15 protein-coding genes are annotated in these 14,382 nt (G+C 34.6%); 3 read left to right on the top strand and 12 right to left on the bottom strand.

Going from position 1 to position 14,382, the window contains the following annotated elements; translation table 11 throughout:
* Window positions 1-269 precede the first annotated feature (269 nt).
* Window positions 270-626: a hypothetical protein gene (locus G7Y57_RS08060; protein ID WP_165022075.1), complete on the bottom strand. Its 357-nt coding sequence runs from the start codon at window positions 624-626 to the stop codon at window positions 270-272.
* Window positions 627-1,141: 515 nt separating this feature from the next.
* Window positions 1,142-1,468, bottom strand: a complete 327-nt coding sequence (locus tag G7Y57_RS08055; RefSeq protein WP_165022072.1) for a Bor family protein — start codon at window positions 1,466-1,468, stop codon at window positions 1,142-1,144.
* A gap of 312 nt (window positions 1,469-1,780) precedes the next feature.
* On the opposite strand from G7Y57_RS08055, the gene G7Y57_RS08050 reads away from it, so the two are divergent.
* Complete coding sequence (locus G7Y57_RS08050; RefSeq protein WP_165022069.1) at window positions 1,781-2,566, top strand: PhzF family phenazine biosynthesis protein; 786 nt, start codon at window positions 1,781-1,783, stop codon at window positions 2,564-2,566.
* 13 nt (window positions 2,567-2,579) lie between these two features.
* Here the strand turns inward: G7Y57_RS08050 and G7Y57_RS08045 are convergent, their stop codons facing one another.
* The 3 genes from G7Y57_RS08045 to G7Y57_RS08035 all read right to left on the bottom strand — a co-directional run bounded on the left by G7Y57_RS08045 (window position 2,580) and on the right by G7Y57_RS08035 (window position 4,895).
* Window positions 2,580-2,984, bottom strand: coding sequence for a GNAT family N-acetyltransferase (locus G7Y57_RS08045; RefSeq protein ID WP_165022066.1), 405 nt, complete (start codon window positions 2,982-2,984; stop codon window positions 2,580-2,582).
* A gap of 535 nt (window positions 2,985-3,519) precedes the next feature.
* Complete coding sequence (locus G7Y57_RS08040; RefSeq protein WP_165022063.1) at window positions 3,520-4,290, bottom strand: TPM domain-containing protein; 771 nt, start codon at window positions 4,288-4,290, stop codon at window positions 3,520-3,522.
* An 8-nt stretch (window positions 4,291-4,298) separates the two neighbouring features.
* Window positions 4,299-4,895 (bottom strand): LemA family protein, encoded by a 597-nt coding sequence (locus G7Y57_RS08035; RefSeq protein WP_165022060.1) that lies wholly within the window; start codon window positions 4,893-4,895, stop codon window positions 4,299-4,301.
* Window positions 4,896-5,299: 404 nt separating this feature from the next.
* Between G7Y57_RS08035 and G7Y57_RS08030 the strand changes: the two genes are divergently transcribed.
* Complete coding sequence (locus G7Y57_RS08030; protein ID WP_221412117.1) at window positions 5,300-5,716, top strand: hypothetical protein; 417 nt, start codon at window positions 5,300-5,302, stop codon at window positions 5,714-5,716.
* Window positions 5,717-5,753: 37 nt separating this feature from the next.
* Window positions 5,754-6,182, top strand: coding sequence for a hypothetical protein (locus tag G7Y57_RS08025; RefSeq protein WP_165022055.1), 429 nt, complete (start codon window positions 5,754-5,756; stop codon window positions 6,180-6,182).
* Window positions 6,183-6,458: 276 nt separating this feature from the next.
* On the opposite strand, the gene G7Y57_RS08020 is transcribed toward G7Y57_RS08025, so the two are convergent.
* The 7 genes from G7Y57_RS08020 to G7Y57_RS07990 all read right to left on the bottom strand — a co-directional run bounded on the left by G7Y57_RS08020 (window position 6,459) and on the right by G7Y57_RS07990 (window position 13,961).
* Window positions 6,459-9,059, bottom strand: coding sequence for a P-loop NTPase fold protein (locus G7Y57_RS08020; protein WP_165022053.1), 2,601 nt, complete (start codon window positions 9,057-9,059; stop codon window positions 6,459-6,461).
* Window positions 9,060-9,234: 175 nt separating this feature from the next.
* Window positions 9,235-10,362: a Fic family protein gene (locus G7Y57_RS08015; protein WP_165022049.1), complete on the bottom strand. Its 1,128-nt coding sequence runs from the start codon at window positions 10,360-10,362 to the stop codon at window positions 9,235-9,237.
* Between the two features lie 173 nt (window positions 10,363-10,535).
* The gene (locus G7Y57_RS08010) at window positions 10,536-10,853 is read right to left on the bottom strand and encodes a hypothetical protein (RefSeq protein WP_165022046.1); all 318 of its coding nucleotides are present in this window, start codon (window positions 10,851-10,853) and stop codon (window positions 10,536-10,538) included.
* The gene (locus G7Y57_RS08005; RefSeq protein ID WP_165022043.1) at window positions 10,850-11,098 is read right to left on the bottom strand and encodes a hypothetical protein; all 249 of its coding nucleotides are present in this window, start codon (window positions 11,096-11,098) and stop codon (window positions 10,850-10,852) included. Before G7Y57_RS08005 ends, G7Y57_RS08010 begins: the two co-directional genes overlap by 4 nt.
* Window positions 11,099-11,104: 6 nt before the next feature.
* Entirely contained in the window at window positions 11,105-12,550 is a 1,446-nt protein-coding gene (locus G7Y57_RS08000) for a type IV secretory system conjugative DNA transfer family protein (protein ID WP_255491384.1), read from the bottom strand.
* Window positions 12,551-12,699: 149 nt separating this feature from the next.
* Window positions 12,700-13,473 carry a DUF5712 family protein gene (locus G7Y57_RS07995; RefSeq protein WP_165022037.1) on the bottom strand — a complete coding sequence of 258 codons (774 nt, stop codon included), beginning with the start codon at window positions 13,471-13,473 and terminating at the stop codon, window positions 12,700-12,702.
* Entirely contained in the window at window positions 13,470-13,961 is a 492-nt protein-coding gene (locus G7Y57_RS07990; protein ID WP_165022034.1) for a BfmA/BtgA family mobilization protein, read from the bottom strand. The genes G7Y57_RS07995 and G7Y57_RS07990 overlap by 4 nt, the downstream gene beginning before the upstream one ends.
* Window positions 13,962-14,382 lie beyond the last annotated feature (421 nt).

Here is a 14,382-nt window from a genome sequence, read left to right as displayed (position 1 = left end):
TCTGAAAATGTTTAATCGAGATGTATTTTTTTTTGCCCATCTAGCAACTTTAACTATTTTTAAATATGTAGTCGGTTAATCCCTGCTTAAAACAGCCAGAATTAGCACTCATAGATATTTTTTAGCTATACAAATTTTCATGAAAGCAAAAGTTCTAAAAAAAAAGGGCTGCTGATCCCTCTGATCAACAACCCTTCAAGATATATAAACACTGACATGTCTACTGCTTTTAATTAAACAAGAGGCCTTACATACCCTTTCAGATCAATCTATTTACTCGCAAACCAAGGATCGTATGTGAAGTAAATAACATAGGTACGATAAGAACCCTTTCCATCAGCAGTGAACCCAAAGCGAGGAACTGCACCACCTTGTCGCTGTACAAATTTCTTAAAACCCTCAGCCGTTGTAGTACATGTAACTTTATTTCCCGACCATGTCCAAAATAACTCTGCTTCGCCACCTATCGTATCGATAGTATAGCCTTCATCGATTGTTACTGTAAATGTTATCTGACTCGAAGTTGGGTAAGGTATATGCTTGTCTATCCTTATCCAATTACTTTGACCGAAAGACATAATCACTGAAAAACAAAATAGAAGAGATAATAATGCAATCTTTTTCATATAAAATAATATTTAAAGGTTAAAAAACTTAATTATCAGAAATAAATATTTCCCAAAAACAGACATTAGCAATATATGTAAATGTTTTTAATAATTATTAGATATAAATAAATAATATACAAATGATATAGATATAAATAATAATTTAATTTTAACGATTAAAGAAAAACCACTCTCTGTCATTCCGAACTGGTGGCCCGTCCTAACCTCCCCCAAGGGGAGGAATACAAAGAGGGTTTGGAATAATTATGAGTTATGAATGACAAGTTATGATATGAGTTAATCACTCTCTGTCATCCCGAACTGGAAGCCCCTCCTAACCTCCCCTTAGGGGAGGAATACAAAGAGGGTATACAAGAGCCCCTCCTTGGGAGGGGTTGGGGAGGCTTCTACTAAAGTCCTCCTAATGAGGAGTGAGGGGCTGCATGGAGAGATTCATCAAAAAAATAATACCATCCAATAAAAAAAGGCTGCCCGATTTCTCGAACAGCCCCTAGTCTTTTTTTACAGCTATATTATTTCTTCACGTCACCTAGTGGTACATAATATGATGTAGTAGTCGGTGAGTAAATACCGAATGTTACGCAATTAAGCAATCCGTCAACGAAAGTCCAAGTATTTTCGGTCGTATAGTCTGTTCTGTCTCCTACATAATCTTTAGCTACTTGAGTTTCGCCTAGTGGAACTAATCCCCATAGTAAGAAATGATTCTTTTTAGAATTTACTTTTACAGTAGGTTCAGTTATACCAATATTACCGTTAGCCACTTTAGCTGTGTAACATGATGTCATTAGCATACATGCCATTGCAATTAAGCAAAGTTGAATGTTTTTTAATTTCATAAATGATGTTTAATAGTAGTTTAAATTTTGAGTTAATTAAATCAGCTGCAAATCTATATATATAAATATTAATTATGCTATCTTTTGTATTTAATTTAATCACAATTGTGTAATAATAATACATTTACTCTCATTTACACACTTCATCTTCCAAATCCTTTCCTTTTACTTCTATTTTTAGCCATTTAATAAGCATTAAGATAAACAACCATCACAGTCAGAAATATAATGAATATTCTATTTACTTTTTTACAAGATATTACAAAACACATAAAAATATTGTAAATTTGAAGTGTATTAAAATAAAAAAATATGAGACAGAAAATATACCAGATAGATGCGTTTGCAGATAAAGTTTTTTCGGGGAATCCTGCGGCTGTTTGCCCACTCACTGAATGGCCCGAAGATGATCTGATGCAGAAAATAGCGATGGAAAATAACCTTGCTGAGACAGCATTCTATGTGAAACAAGGCGATGGCTACGAGCTACGATGGTTCACACCAAAAACAGAGGTCGATCTGTGCGGACATGCAACCCTTGCAGCGGCTTATGTTCTGTTTAATCTAGAAAATCATAACGGGGATACAATTAATTTCTATTCGCCAAGAAGCGGGAAACTGACTATAACAAAAAAAGGTGATCTGCTTACACTGAATTTCCCGACTGATGTATTCAACGAAATAGATTTAACCGAAGATATAACTGCTCCATTCGAAGCTAAGGCTAAGCACGCTTATAAAGGAAAAACAGATTATATGCTTGTTTTTGAGAAGGAGGAAGATATACGAAATATGAATCCCAATCTTGCAACCCTTGCTAAGCTGGATGCCAGAGGTGTTATTGTAACAGCTAAGGGAGATGAGGTCGATTTTGTTTCCCGCTTTTTCGCTCCACAAGTAGGGATTGACGAAGACCCTGTAACTGGTTCTGCGCATACCACGCTGACTCCCTATTGGGCAAAAGTACTAGGCAAAGATGATATGACAGCGATTCAGCTATCTGAACGAAAGGGTTATTTACAATGTAAATACCTCAACGACAGAGTCGAAATCAGCGGACAAGGCAGATTATACCTGATTGGAGAAATATTCGTTTAGGAGATAAATCCTATCAGCCCCAACGTGATATTCTGAATATCGGAACCTGAGTTTTTTCAACTTCAAATCCGCAACACTCATAAAATGAGGCTTTACCCTTGTCGGCAATAAGTACAATACCGAGATATTCTTTGTATTGATCGATCATCATGTTCAGCAATTTCTGTCCGATACCCAGATGCTGATAGCGAGGATCTACAAGCAGATTAGGCAGATAAGCCGTAGTTGCTCCATCGGCGATGGCACTTATCAGTCCGACGAGCTTATCTCCGTCCCATGCCGTAAATACAGCAGACGAATTTTGCATTGCAATCACTAGTTTATCGGGATACTGCCCAAGATACCACTCAACAGAGAGAAACAGGTCTTGCAACTCTTTTTCTGTAAATTCTTTTTGCGCTTTGTATTCAATATTCATAGTATATTTATTATTTATGCAGCTGTCTATACTTTTATTTTTATAATATTCTTTTGCATCCTCATCCTCAATAGTTCTTTAATCCTCCAAGGGGGACTTTATTATCCGTCTCTGTCATCCCCAACTGAAAGCCCCTCCTCACCTCCCCAAAGGGGAGGAATACAAAGAGAGTATACAAGAACCCCTCCTTGGGAGGGGTTGGGGAGGCTGAACAGATCCCCCACTGCGTATCGGGATGACAAAGTGTGATTAACTCATATCATAACTTATCATTCATAACTCATAATTATTCCAAACCCTCTGTGTATTCCTCCCCTTTGGGGAGGTGAGGAGGGGCTCTCAGTTGGGAATGACAAGTATGCATAAGGATAACAGAAAGTGATATCCGGCTTCAAAACAAAAATAGCTATTGATTTTTAAATAAGGATATAGACTCATCGAAGATTTAAAAACCACATTCTATATTAAACGAAAAAAGCACAAGCTATAGACCTTGTGCTTTAATATATGTTTTCTTAATAATTTCTATCTGACATCAGAAACCCCGACCGGCTCCGCCGCCGCCAAAGCCTCCGCCGCCACCACCGCCGAAGCCTCCTCCACCCCAGCCACCGGAACGACCTCTTCCGCCGCCACCGAATAGTGGAGGAAAGAACATACCGCCACCGGTTCCACCGGACGAATTACGACCTCCGTTATTGCCTTTATTCTTATGCGAAAGGTAGTAGGCATATATAAGGAATCCGATCATCACCACGAGCGAAATTATAACACCCGCAGGAATGGAATCATCCAGTTCCTCGGCATTAAACTCGCCTGAGAGGTATTTCATTATTGCATTTACAGCATCTTTAGTACCGGTGTAATAGTCTCCACGCTGAAAATATGGGAGCATATAGATGTCGATAATCCTTCCGCAGCGGGCATCATTCAGAATGTGTTCTACTCCATAGCCGGTGGCAATCTGAACCTGACCACGCTCGTTACCGATACGTGGTTTAATAAGAATTACGAGACCATTGTCTTTACCTTTCTGACCGACACCCCACTTTTGCCCCAGCGTAGTAGCGTAATCGGAAGGGGCGTAGCCTTGCAGATCGTTGACTGTTACTACATAAATCTGGGTAGAGGTAGTATCGTTGTAGGCATGTAACATGCTCTCCAACTCGGATTGTTGCGCACTATCGAATATGCCTGCAAAGTCGTTGACTAAGCGAGGCGGCGACATCGGGTCGGGTATGTTCTGCCCATATAACGGAAAGATTATAAGGAACAGCAGAAATACTATTTTATTTTTCAGTTTCATTTTTAATATTAAAACTCAACTTTAGGTGCTGACTGACTTGCTGCATCTGCCGCAAAGTATGCCTTCTTCTCGAAACCTAGTATAGATGCAATAATATTACGAGGAAATTTACGGATCGATTGGTTATATTCCTGTACCGTATCATTAAATCTTTTTCGTTCTGTAGAAATACGGTTTTCAGTTCCTGCGAGTTCATCTTGCAATGCTAGGAAATTCGTGTTTGCTTTCAGGTCAGGATAATTTTCCTGCACGGCTAATAATCTACCCAATGCCGAACCTAGTTGTCCTTGTGCTTCCTGATATTTTTTCAGATTCTCTTCGGTAAGCTGATCGGCATTTATCTGCAATTGGGTCGCTTTTGCACGGGCTTCGACTACAGCCTCCAATGTTCCTTGTTCGTGTGCTGCATATCCTTTTACTGTCGATACAAGATTGGGGATGAGGTCAGCGCGACGCTGATAGGCATTTTCTACTTGTGCCCATTGCGATGTGACACTTTCTTCTTTTTGCACCATTCCGTTATAGCTGGAACTTCCTATAAGTAGTCCGATAACGATTATACCGATAATTACGGCTACTGTGACTAAAGTACTTTTCGATTTCATTGATATCTAATTTTTGTATTATACTCTATTTACTTCTGTATAGATATATAAAACAATATATGATATGGAAAAGTTTATCTTTTGACATAAGTCGCAGAATGTCATTTTTCCAGCAATCGAAACAGCGGGTAGAAAGATGTTCTATTATTTCTTTTTGCGGTCGGAATTGTCCAGATTTTATTTCTAGCCATCACATTATATATTTTTATTGTGAGGACTATCATCAAGATATACAGTAGGAAGAAGAAACATGAAACATGACAATGATGACAATTAAAAAAGAGTTAATGATTTTCATTGGCTCTTTTATTTTTATAATATCTTTACACAATAATAAATTTACTCCTTATTAGAAATAAATTGTAATCTTAATAACCTTAGTGAAAAACAATAAAAAGGCAACTATGATTGTGTTGCTAATCGGCTTATGCATAAGCATTATGCTCTTCTTATTAATCCAAGAAGGAGAGCAACAGAAGTTGGATGCTATAGATGAAGAATACCCCGCATTAGCAAAAGATTCTGCTATAATGGGTATTGTTAGTCACTATTATGCATATACTAATAGTAATCCTAGGGGAGCACTCCTTATATCTCTTGCCGACGGAAAGAAGTTTACAGCGACAGTCAATGCTTATCCCAAAGAGGTAGTTATTAATCCCGATAATATAAATCATTACGCCTTAATTAATTTCTTACAAACAGGAGATTCTATTTATAAACCTGCCGGAAAAGATTCGCTATTCGTTATTAAGCATGGAGAAAAATATTCTTTTGATTATGCCAGTAAAGAGCGGATAGATTCTATTATGGGCAGGTGATAGCTAAACATGGAGAAAATAACGAAAAGAGCAGTACATGAACGACATTATTAATTTCTTTTTTAGTCGTAAGTACCTTATGGTGCTTGCTTATTTCATATTATTTACGCTGATCATATTGTTTATATGGTATAATAAGAAAGATGCGATAGAAAGAGAGGAGAACTATACGTTAATAAGAGAATATATAAATTTACCAATAGAAGGAATCGTTTCTAAGAAAGAGGCATCTATAGGGATGTTCGACAGAGGTTCATGTTATGTTGACCTATCAAGTGGTATCAAGCTGAATTTATTTGGAGGCCCTTGGAACTTTCTGTATGATGAACCGAGTATGGAATCTCTATTGGAAGTCGGTGACTCAATATCGAAGAAAGCCAATACAGATACAATCTATGTTTATAAAAGTGATCGTAAATTTTACTTCGTATTAGGTAAATTAATTAATGAGGATAAGAGAAAATAAGAAAAAGAGAGGCTAGTTTTCACTTTCACAACATACAAGCTAAAATATCAAAAGGTGTTATCATAAAGACAACCCCTTTTCTTGTATCATACAAACTCGTCAATTACTGCTTTAAAAGGATATCCTTTTAAGGATTGACTGTTCAGCGTATTTTTCGTGACTCTGGCGAAGTCACACACAAATAAACAAATACATGTATATCAATATATTATGATATTAAAAAAATTAAAACACTCATTTTTACACTCATAATAAAACGATACTATTTCCGATTAACTATTTAATTTTATCTTCCTTATAAAAATGTAAAAATTGTCCTATGTATATATTGTCTGCCTTAACTTCTTCCATCTCCTCCATCCAAATAACGCCTTTACCGACTTCTGAAGGAAAACATTTTGCAATACAATCATATAAATAATCTAAATCATAAATAGATCGCATATGTTCATAATTGTTCTTATTCAAAGATACATTAACATAGTGATCCTGCCCCAATTGTGAAATTCGATCCGCGCTGTCTTTTAAAATAGAAAGAACCCGACTAGGCTTCTTTTCTAAAGAGTCGCGAATATATTTCGTAAAACCTTCTTTATCTAAGCCATACCAAAGTTTAAATATTACAGATGTATTGATTTGCCCGATTTCAAACATTGGCTTAAGTTTAGATTCGTGTTTAGCTCTATTAATTAATATCCAAGCCAATTCATCCCTCTCGCCTTTGGTTAAAAAAAGTTCTTTATTTTGAGCTTCTAAAATATCCCATATTACTTGCATAAAAACTATAGAATCGGTTTTACTTAACAGTTCCTTTAAGCATTCAAATGTTTTATCCTTATCTCTTGAAGCCAAGCCTACTATAGTTCTTGCATATTGACGTTGCGATGAGAGGAAAGATGAAAGGATATGATCATTAGGAGATAACTTACTTCCAAAAGAACAAATTGCAGTACATATTTTATTAACTGTTATATCTGAAAAATCCTCGAAATGAACGTTAAGTCTATTTAAAAAGGCTGACTTGGAACTGTTTTCAATTAAACGATATGTTTCTTTATTACATATACTTTCTTCCATATCTAGAATTCCATCTATATAATTATGAAATTCGGCATCGGACAAATCCCCTTTCAGCACAGTATAAACAAAATATCTTTCATGGTATTCACCTGTACAAATACGTTTATTTTTAACCCAATCCCTATACATTGAAGAGTTATCATTATTTGCATATAGGCTTTCTAAATATGGAAAAAGATATTTTAAGAGAGTAAGTATTGCTTTTTTCTCTTCGATGGATAATTCAGCAGCAAGTTCTTCAAGTTTATTTTTCAAAAACTTTTTATCTTCTCCATGGTGACCGTTCTGTGGATTATATAGTTTCAAAAAATAAGATACATTTCCCTTTATAAACTGATAATAATTAGGATAGAAAATCTTCACAGATTCAATTAACAGTAAGTCGGAAATATTGACTTCTTTGTTCAATAATGGTAAAGAAAAGCCTATCAAGTTAATATATTCGATAATTAATCTAGGGGTAGTTATTCTTGGTATTATACAATCCTCAAAATAAAAAGGAAAAGGTTCTAAGTCCTTCGTTGATATTTTTAAATTTAAAGAATTAATCGTATTTGTGATTTTCTCAAAGCTGTAGGTAATCAAATCTGCTTGTATAAGTTTAGGTAAATATAAAGGAACCTGAACAATTTTCTCCAAGAAATTACGACCAGATTTTTTACCTTTTTCACCAAAACGTTCTCCTATAGCTCCCGCAACCATCTCTTCATCGAAAGATAATAGATAGATGCTATTGGGAAAATCGGCATTTAGTTTAACAAGGCGAAGAAGTGTGTATATTTCCTCTTTATCGAGTCTATCAATATCATCAATAACTATTAAAATCTTTTTCTTTGTCTCTCTGATTGCATTATCTAAGCGTTGTTTCAGTACTTCTATACTCTCCCCTTGGGATAAACTAAGACCAATAGTCTTTGCCATATCGTCGGCTCCCGAAAGAGGAGCCAATAACCCCGCATATTTTACTATAACTTCACCAATCTTTTCACTTTTATTCTTAATTTCTATATCAATTGTTTTCGCTAGAGTATCAAAAAAAGATAAAAGTAAACTTTTATCATCCGAAAAACGCCACGGATTGAATTTTATAATAATCACATCTTTATTGGTATCAATCTCGTTTATGCGTGACTGGATAAGATTTAATACCGATGATTTACCAGTCCCCCATTCTCCATATAAGCCTATAACTAAAGATTTATCATTATTATAATTATAAATTGTTTGAGCAATTCGTTTCGCGAAAGGACCCCGTTGAAATTTTTCCTCACCTGATTCATTTATTGGGTAACCGTCATTGTACTTAAAGGTGTCCTCCTTTTTTGTTTGGGAATCTTCAAGCAAACCATGTGTATCATGGAGTTTATCATCGACCTTCAAGTATAGCCATACTAATAGGTAAGTTAAAGAAACCATATATATAATATCAAGGTATACAAAAACGCCATAAAAAGGTATAAAATCCCATTCGGGATGGTTGATAATACCAATCCGATAAATAGAATAAACGATAGTTATGATTAAAACAGATTTGAAAAAATTGGGATGAATCAAATACAGCCTATATCTATATAAATAGTAAACAAATAAGACAACAAGAATTACTACAAATACCTTTACAGAATCAGATTCATAATTAAAACTTTCAGTAAAAGGAATAATATATTTCAAAATCTGATTTTTGCAAAACTCTAAGAAGAAGAATATGGCAGATATACTTATTATAGTAGCAGCAATATGATTCTTATTTTGCTTTATTCTCTCCTTAAAATTGGGAATTTTACTTGTGTTCTCCATAAATAGTGTTCTTATATTATTCACTAACCAGCTCAATAGCCCAGCCCTAAATGCTGCAATGTGATATTATTTAGAGATATGTAAAGGATTCAGCTATTTTTTATACATATCAAAATAACATGTATAGTTTTTTGCACATTTCTATACATATCAATGATAACATGTATAGAAATATTCAATCATTGACTGATTCTATTTGTTCTGATTGTTTGACTGATATTTCTCCGCTAACACTCATTAATAAATCTATCAATGGCATGTTTAGATAGTAATTGTATTTTCCTTGTTTTACTTTAGTCAGCAATCTCGCTTTTACCAGCTTGTCTAAATATCCTGTTGCTGTAATCCGAGTAACATTTAAATCTCTGACTACAAATTCAATTTTAGTATAGGGATGATTAAACAGGTTATTTAAAAGCTCATGGTTATAGGCTTTTCCTAACAATGGTCTCATATCTTGTTTATATTGATTCATTAGTAAAGAAATACCTTTTACTAATTCTATCGTTTGTGTAGCTGTTTGCTCAACACCTTTAAGAACATAAAGTATCCATTCTTCCCATTGATTATTATCTCTAACTTTTTGCAATAAAGTATAATACTCCGTTTTGTTACGAATAAAATAGCGACTCAGGTAGAGTATAGGCAAGTCTAATAAACCTTTGATTACTAAATACAATATATTAATAATACGCCCCGTACGTCCATTCCCATCATAAAATGGATGAATACTTTCAAACTGATGATGTATGATTGCCATTTTGATAAGAGGGTCTACGTCCGATAGTCTATCATCATTAATATATGCTTCCAAATTAGCCATATACTCCTCAATTTGGTTCTTATCTTGCGGAGGTGTATATATTATTTCTTTAAATTGATTTTTAAGAGTGGTTCCAGGTGCTGCACGAAAGCCAGCTTTGTTTTCTTCCAGTAATTCCTGTATTTGTTTGATATAAGAATTTGTTAATAAACGGTTCCTCCGAACCAGATTAAATCCCGATTTTAAGGCATGTGCATAATTTAATACTTCTTTGGTTGCGCCTGAGACCATATAAGCTTTCATTTCGATATCTAATTCACCCTTAAAAAGCTCATCATTAGTTGTAACAATATTTTCTACGGCCGAGCTATCTTTTGCTTCCTGAAGCGAAAGTGTATTAATGAGAATATTCTCATTTGGAATTGTAAGGGCAACACCTTTTAATTCTGCTAATTTTCTGTTAGCTGCATTTAATTGTTTTAAGACCACCTTTGTCTCAATATCAATATCAAGTGGTAATTTAGTAATAATGTAACCCATTCCTCAATTATATTAATTTCATTTTCAAAACTCAAGATTCAATTCATTTATTGATTTAGCTTATTTTCTATTTGTTTTCAAAATTAACTATTTGTTATTAAACGATAGCATTTTAAGCAAAATATCTCATTAACCATTTACGTCCCAAATTCCCCTATAGATCGGGGTTTTATTTATAAAATCAGATTTTTAATTATTTCACATCGAACTCCTTCAACTACAAACCTAAATAAATCTCCATCTTTCAACTCACTTTCATTTACTAAGTCAAACTCTTTTTCCAATTTATCAGGAATATAATCCGGAAAAGAATCTAATTCAATCGTTTTAAATCCGATTCTCATAGATACCGATTCCTCAAGCCACATTCTAGCATCTGCTAAATCATAAGCTTCTGATTTAATGTCAGGATAAAGTGCTAGTGAAGCAATATAAATAATGTCTCCATCCTTGTTTTTCTTCTCTTTAATAATAATTTTTATCTCTTTCATAGTTTACTTTTTATAATCTTTTCCAAATCTTTATATTCTCTGATACTCCTTATTTCATCAATAGTAAAGACCTGAGTATATTCATTTCCTTGTATATTGAAAGTAGCTTTAACTTCTGTCAATCGCTTCATTGTATGTTCTTCATAGCATTTACTACAATCCTCACACAAATAATAGCTAAAGTAGCCATGAACAATTGTTATATTCCGGCTACCGCATTCACATTTTAGTGTTATTCCATTCATAATACATCACATCAATAGATGATCTATATCTGCCCTAACGTTCCGGTAATAAGTATAAATGTCATCCTGATGACCATTATTCAAAAACGGCAAAGAAGATACGCTCTTACGATTTATAGGGAGAAACCTTTTCATAAACATATTGACATTGCTCTCCACTGCTATACCGGCAAATTGACCTACTTCAAGGTTAAGAAACTCTGCTGGCTTTATAGCGTCCCGCTCCTGTACACTTTCACTTTGAGAGCTTGATTTGCTAAACGAAGCACCTTGCGATGAGCCTTTAGAGGTTGAAATAAATGTTTTGTCCTCTTTGCCAAACTGCTTACTTAACACTTCGCTTGTGTAGCTACTGGCTACCCTTCCATAGAAATGATTATTACATGCTGAAAATAGAACATCGGCTTTTTCCTTACCGTAGCCATCACGAAGCTGTGAGAGATCCTGACACATAATGACGGTTGCAATTTTATTACTGCGCCCTGTATTGGGCAAAACTTCGATATTTGGAATATACACAGTTGGTGCTTCATCAAGCAATACAAATGATTCTTTTTTATTTGGCTGATTCATTAGCTTAGTTGTAACAGTAATAACAAGAGAGCAAAGAGGGGCTAATGTAGTTGCAAGTGTCGGATAGCTCCCTACCGTTAAAACTATTGGATTGTGAGGATCATTCACATCTAGAGAAAAATCATCAGCACCAAAAATATACATTAGTTCTGGTGTATTGATTTGTGCTACTACACCTTGCAACGTGCCGATAACTCCTGACACCTGATTATCAGCACCTCTTTGCATGGCATTGTAGATACTAATTGTCATTTGAGCAGTAGTCGTATTCTTCTGCAATATTTCTAATAGCTTTTCGTCATTACTCGTTATCATTGCTAAGACATGCGGTAAGTCACATATTTCGGGGTGTTCCTCTTTTAGATACCAAATACATGCTGTCAATAAATCAGTTGCTGATCGGCTCCAGTAGTCAGGCTTACGGATACTCTCTTTCATGAGATTACTTATTATTGCCTGAGCATACTCACGCGCATAGCTTGTATTAGGCAAATACTTGGGATGAATAGCATTTACCCTATGTGACTGAAGTGGATTGTTGAAGTTTAAATAAAAGTGCCTCACATTACTTCTATTTAGTTCAATGAAGCTTTGAACGTCATTGGCTAAAGTTGGAAATTTAAAATCATATACAACGCCTGCAAATTCTTTAATAATAAACTGATTAAGTAATGAAATTGCAATTGATTCAGATTTGCCACTTCCTGCGGCTCCGAGTACGAATATACCTCGAAAACAATTATTCAAAATGATAGGTCCTGTTTTTGTTTCCAATTGTACAGCATGAGGCAGTGATTTAAACTTAGGAGCCTTTGGTTTGCGTTTTCTTTTTTTCCTGATGTAATAATAGATAATCGCACCAATACCAAATACAGGCATACAGATGGCTAGAGGTGATTTGATTGGTGGAGGAACGAAATAATACACCAGGTAGAAAGGACCAAAGATAATTAGCCAATAAACTGCTAAATAAACTGACATTTTGAAAACCCATAATACTAGTTTAAATATTAGATATATTAGAGTATTCATAATCCAAGCCCTTTCCCTTTTGATTTGTTTAATTCTCTATGTAACATCTTATCAAGCTCTTTACCTTGTGATTTATCAAGTTTTTTATCCAACTCTTGGCGTACATTCTTTTCTGCCATTTTTTCAATTTCAAGTATTTTTCCTTTTTTCATTGTATTACAATATTCAAATGTTTCTTCTTTACTTCGCTTATAATCGAATCTTTTATCAAAGTCTTTTTCTACATTCGTGTAGAATTCATTTCTGTTAAAACCGCCTTTAGCTGTGCCTGTTTTCTTATCTCCTGTATGATTAGTTTGAGGACTTATTTTCATTTTGTTCGATTGGTCTTTCCTACTGATAATGATATGACAGTGCATATTTAGTTCATTATCGGACTTTTTACGATCAAAATGTATCTTCCCATAGAATTTTATATCAGAGCTTTCTAAGCCCTTGTTAAATCCCTCCGCATACTTCTGCATAACATCTTGACGGATATGTTTTTTGAAATTAGCACTTTGTTCTTGAGGTGTATTTCCCATTGCTTTAATCTCAGATTTAGAGGGAGAAAGAATCAAATGAAAATGTTTGGTTTCAGACTTTGATAACCTTGCTTTATTATTGTCTATATCCCTTACTACCTCTTTTTTCGGCACTCGATCTTCTTCCTTATTAAAGAAGCATTCAATCTCCTTATTTTCAACGGCTCTATTGAGGTCTTCATGTTCGAGGTAATTGGCTAAATGTTCTGATGATCCTGAACCACCTGATTTTATTTTTACATTCATTTTTGATTGTATGCTTTAGTGATATCAAGAAATACACCTGTCTTTTCTTTTGCATCTATGAGTCGAGCCAATAATTTGAATCCTTGCTCTTGTGCTACCTTAGTTTGTGAGAGAAGGCTTTGACAATCTTTCTGTCCCGATATCAGAAATTGGAATCTTTCTGAAATAGGTTTTATATCCTGCTTTGTAACAAGACTGTCAAGTTGCAATTTTATTCTTTCATTGGTTGAGAAGAGAGCTTCACATGTCGGGCGCAAAATATCCTTCTCATTTTGGCGGATAAATCCAATGACCTGGTCTACTCTTTTAATAAGTTTTTGCATTTCCTGACTGGGACTTTCATGTGTAATTGGAGAGATACCATATTTCTCAAAATAGGCAATAGATTCACAAATGAACTTTTTCTTAGAAACCGAATTAGCTTTTGCTAATTTGTTCAAAATTGTATCATGTTTTACATCTATTGAAATAGTTCTTTTTTCATTCATGTTATACCAAATGTTATAATATTTTTTAGCATAATACTTTCATTAGCAGAAGGTTTAGCTTTTTAGTTATAACTAAGTTATAGTTGTAACGTAATTATGCAATTCTTTAAATCACTGTAAAACAGTGATAAGCACCGCAGGTCAAGAGGGGAGGCAGGGTGAAACGCAGTGGAATCCGGCCCCCTCTTGCCTATCGCCTAACGATCATAAAAGCGTACCGACTGTCGAATAAAATGAGACAATAAGGAGGTTCGTTTTGATGAAAGTGTAGCGATAGAATTACTCTCAAAAGCGATATCCCACAGTTAATAATCCTTGGAAACGATTTGTTTTTAGACCAACCTTATCTGGTATAACAAGCTCCTTTCTATCAATAATAACTTTAGGAAAAGAATATAAATCTGATTTCTGAGAACTCATT

It is taken from the genome of Dysgonomonas sp. ZJ279 (genome assembly GCF_011039205.1).
GTDB lineage: Bacteria > Bacteroidota > Bacteroidia > Bacteroidales > Dysgonomonadaceae > Dysgonomonas.
This window is presented reverse-complemented; position numbering and strand designations above follow the sequence as displayed.

Excerpts from the sequence above, each read along its gene's own strand:
- G7Y57_RS08060 (WP_165022075.1), bottom strand. The coding sequence starts at position 626 with ATGAAAAAGATTGCATTATTATCTCTTCTATTTTGTTTTTCAGTGATT.
- G7Y57_RS08055 (WP_165022072.1), bottom strand. The coding sequence starts at position 1,468 with ATGAAATTAAAAAACATTCAACTTTGCTTAATTGCAATGGCATGTATG.
- G7Y57_RS08050 (WP_165022069.1), top strand. The coding sequence starts at position 1,781 with ATGAGACAGAAAATATACCAGATAGATGCGTTTGCAGATAAAGTTTTT.
- G7Y57_RS08045 (WP_165022066.1), bottom strand. The coding sequence starts at position 2,984 with ATGAATATTGAATACAAAGCGCAAAAAGAATTTACAGAAAAAGAGTTG.
- G7Y57_RS08040 (WP_165022063.1), bottom strand. The coding sequence starts at position 4,290 with ATGAAACTGAAAAATAAAATAGTATTTCTGCTGTTCCTTATAATCTTT.
- G7Y57_RS08035 (WP_165022060.1), bottom strand. The coding sequence starts at position 4,895 with ATGAAATCGAAAAGTACTTTAGTCACAGTAGCCGTAATTATCGGTATA.
- G7Y57_RS08030 (WP_221412117.1), top strand. The coding sequence starts at position 5,300 with ATGATTGTGTTGCTAATCGGCTTATGCATAAGCATTATGCTCTTCTTA.
- G7Y57_RS08025 (WP_165022055.1), top strand. The coding sequence starts at position 5,754 with ATGAACGACATTATTAATTTCTTTTTTAGTCGTAAGTACCTTATGGTG.
- G7Y57_RS08020 (WP_165022053.1), bottom strand. The coding sequence starts at position 9,059 with ATGGAGAACACAAGTAAAATTCCCAATTTTAAGGAGAGAATAAAGCAA.
- G7Y57_RS08015 (WP_165022049.1), bottom strand. The coding sequence starts at position 10,362 with ATGGGTTACATTATTACTAAATTACCACTTGATATTGATATTGAGACA.
- G7Y57_RS08010 (WP_165022046.1), bottom strand. The coding sequence starts at position 10,853 with ATGAAAGAGATAAAAATTATTATTAAAGAGAAGAAAAACAAGGATGGA.
- G7Y57_RS08005 (WP_165022043.1), bottom strand. The coding sequence starts at position 11,098 with ATGAATGGAATAACACTAAAATGTGAATGCGGTAGCCGGAATATAACA.
- G7Y57_RS08000 (WP_255491384.1), bottom strand. The coding sequence starts at position 12,550 with ATGCCTGTATTTGGTATTGGTGCGATTATCTATTATTACATCAGGAAA.
- G7Y57_RS07995 (WP_165022037.1), bottom strand. The coding sequence starts at position 13,473 with ATGAATGTAAAAATAAAATCAGGTGGTTCAGGATCATCAGAACATTTA.
- G7Y57_RS07990 (WP_165022034.1), bottom strand. The coding sequence starts at position 13,961 with ATGAATGAAAAAAGAACTATTTCAATAGATGTAAAACATGATACAATT.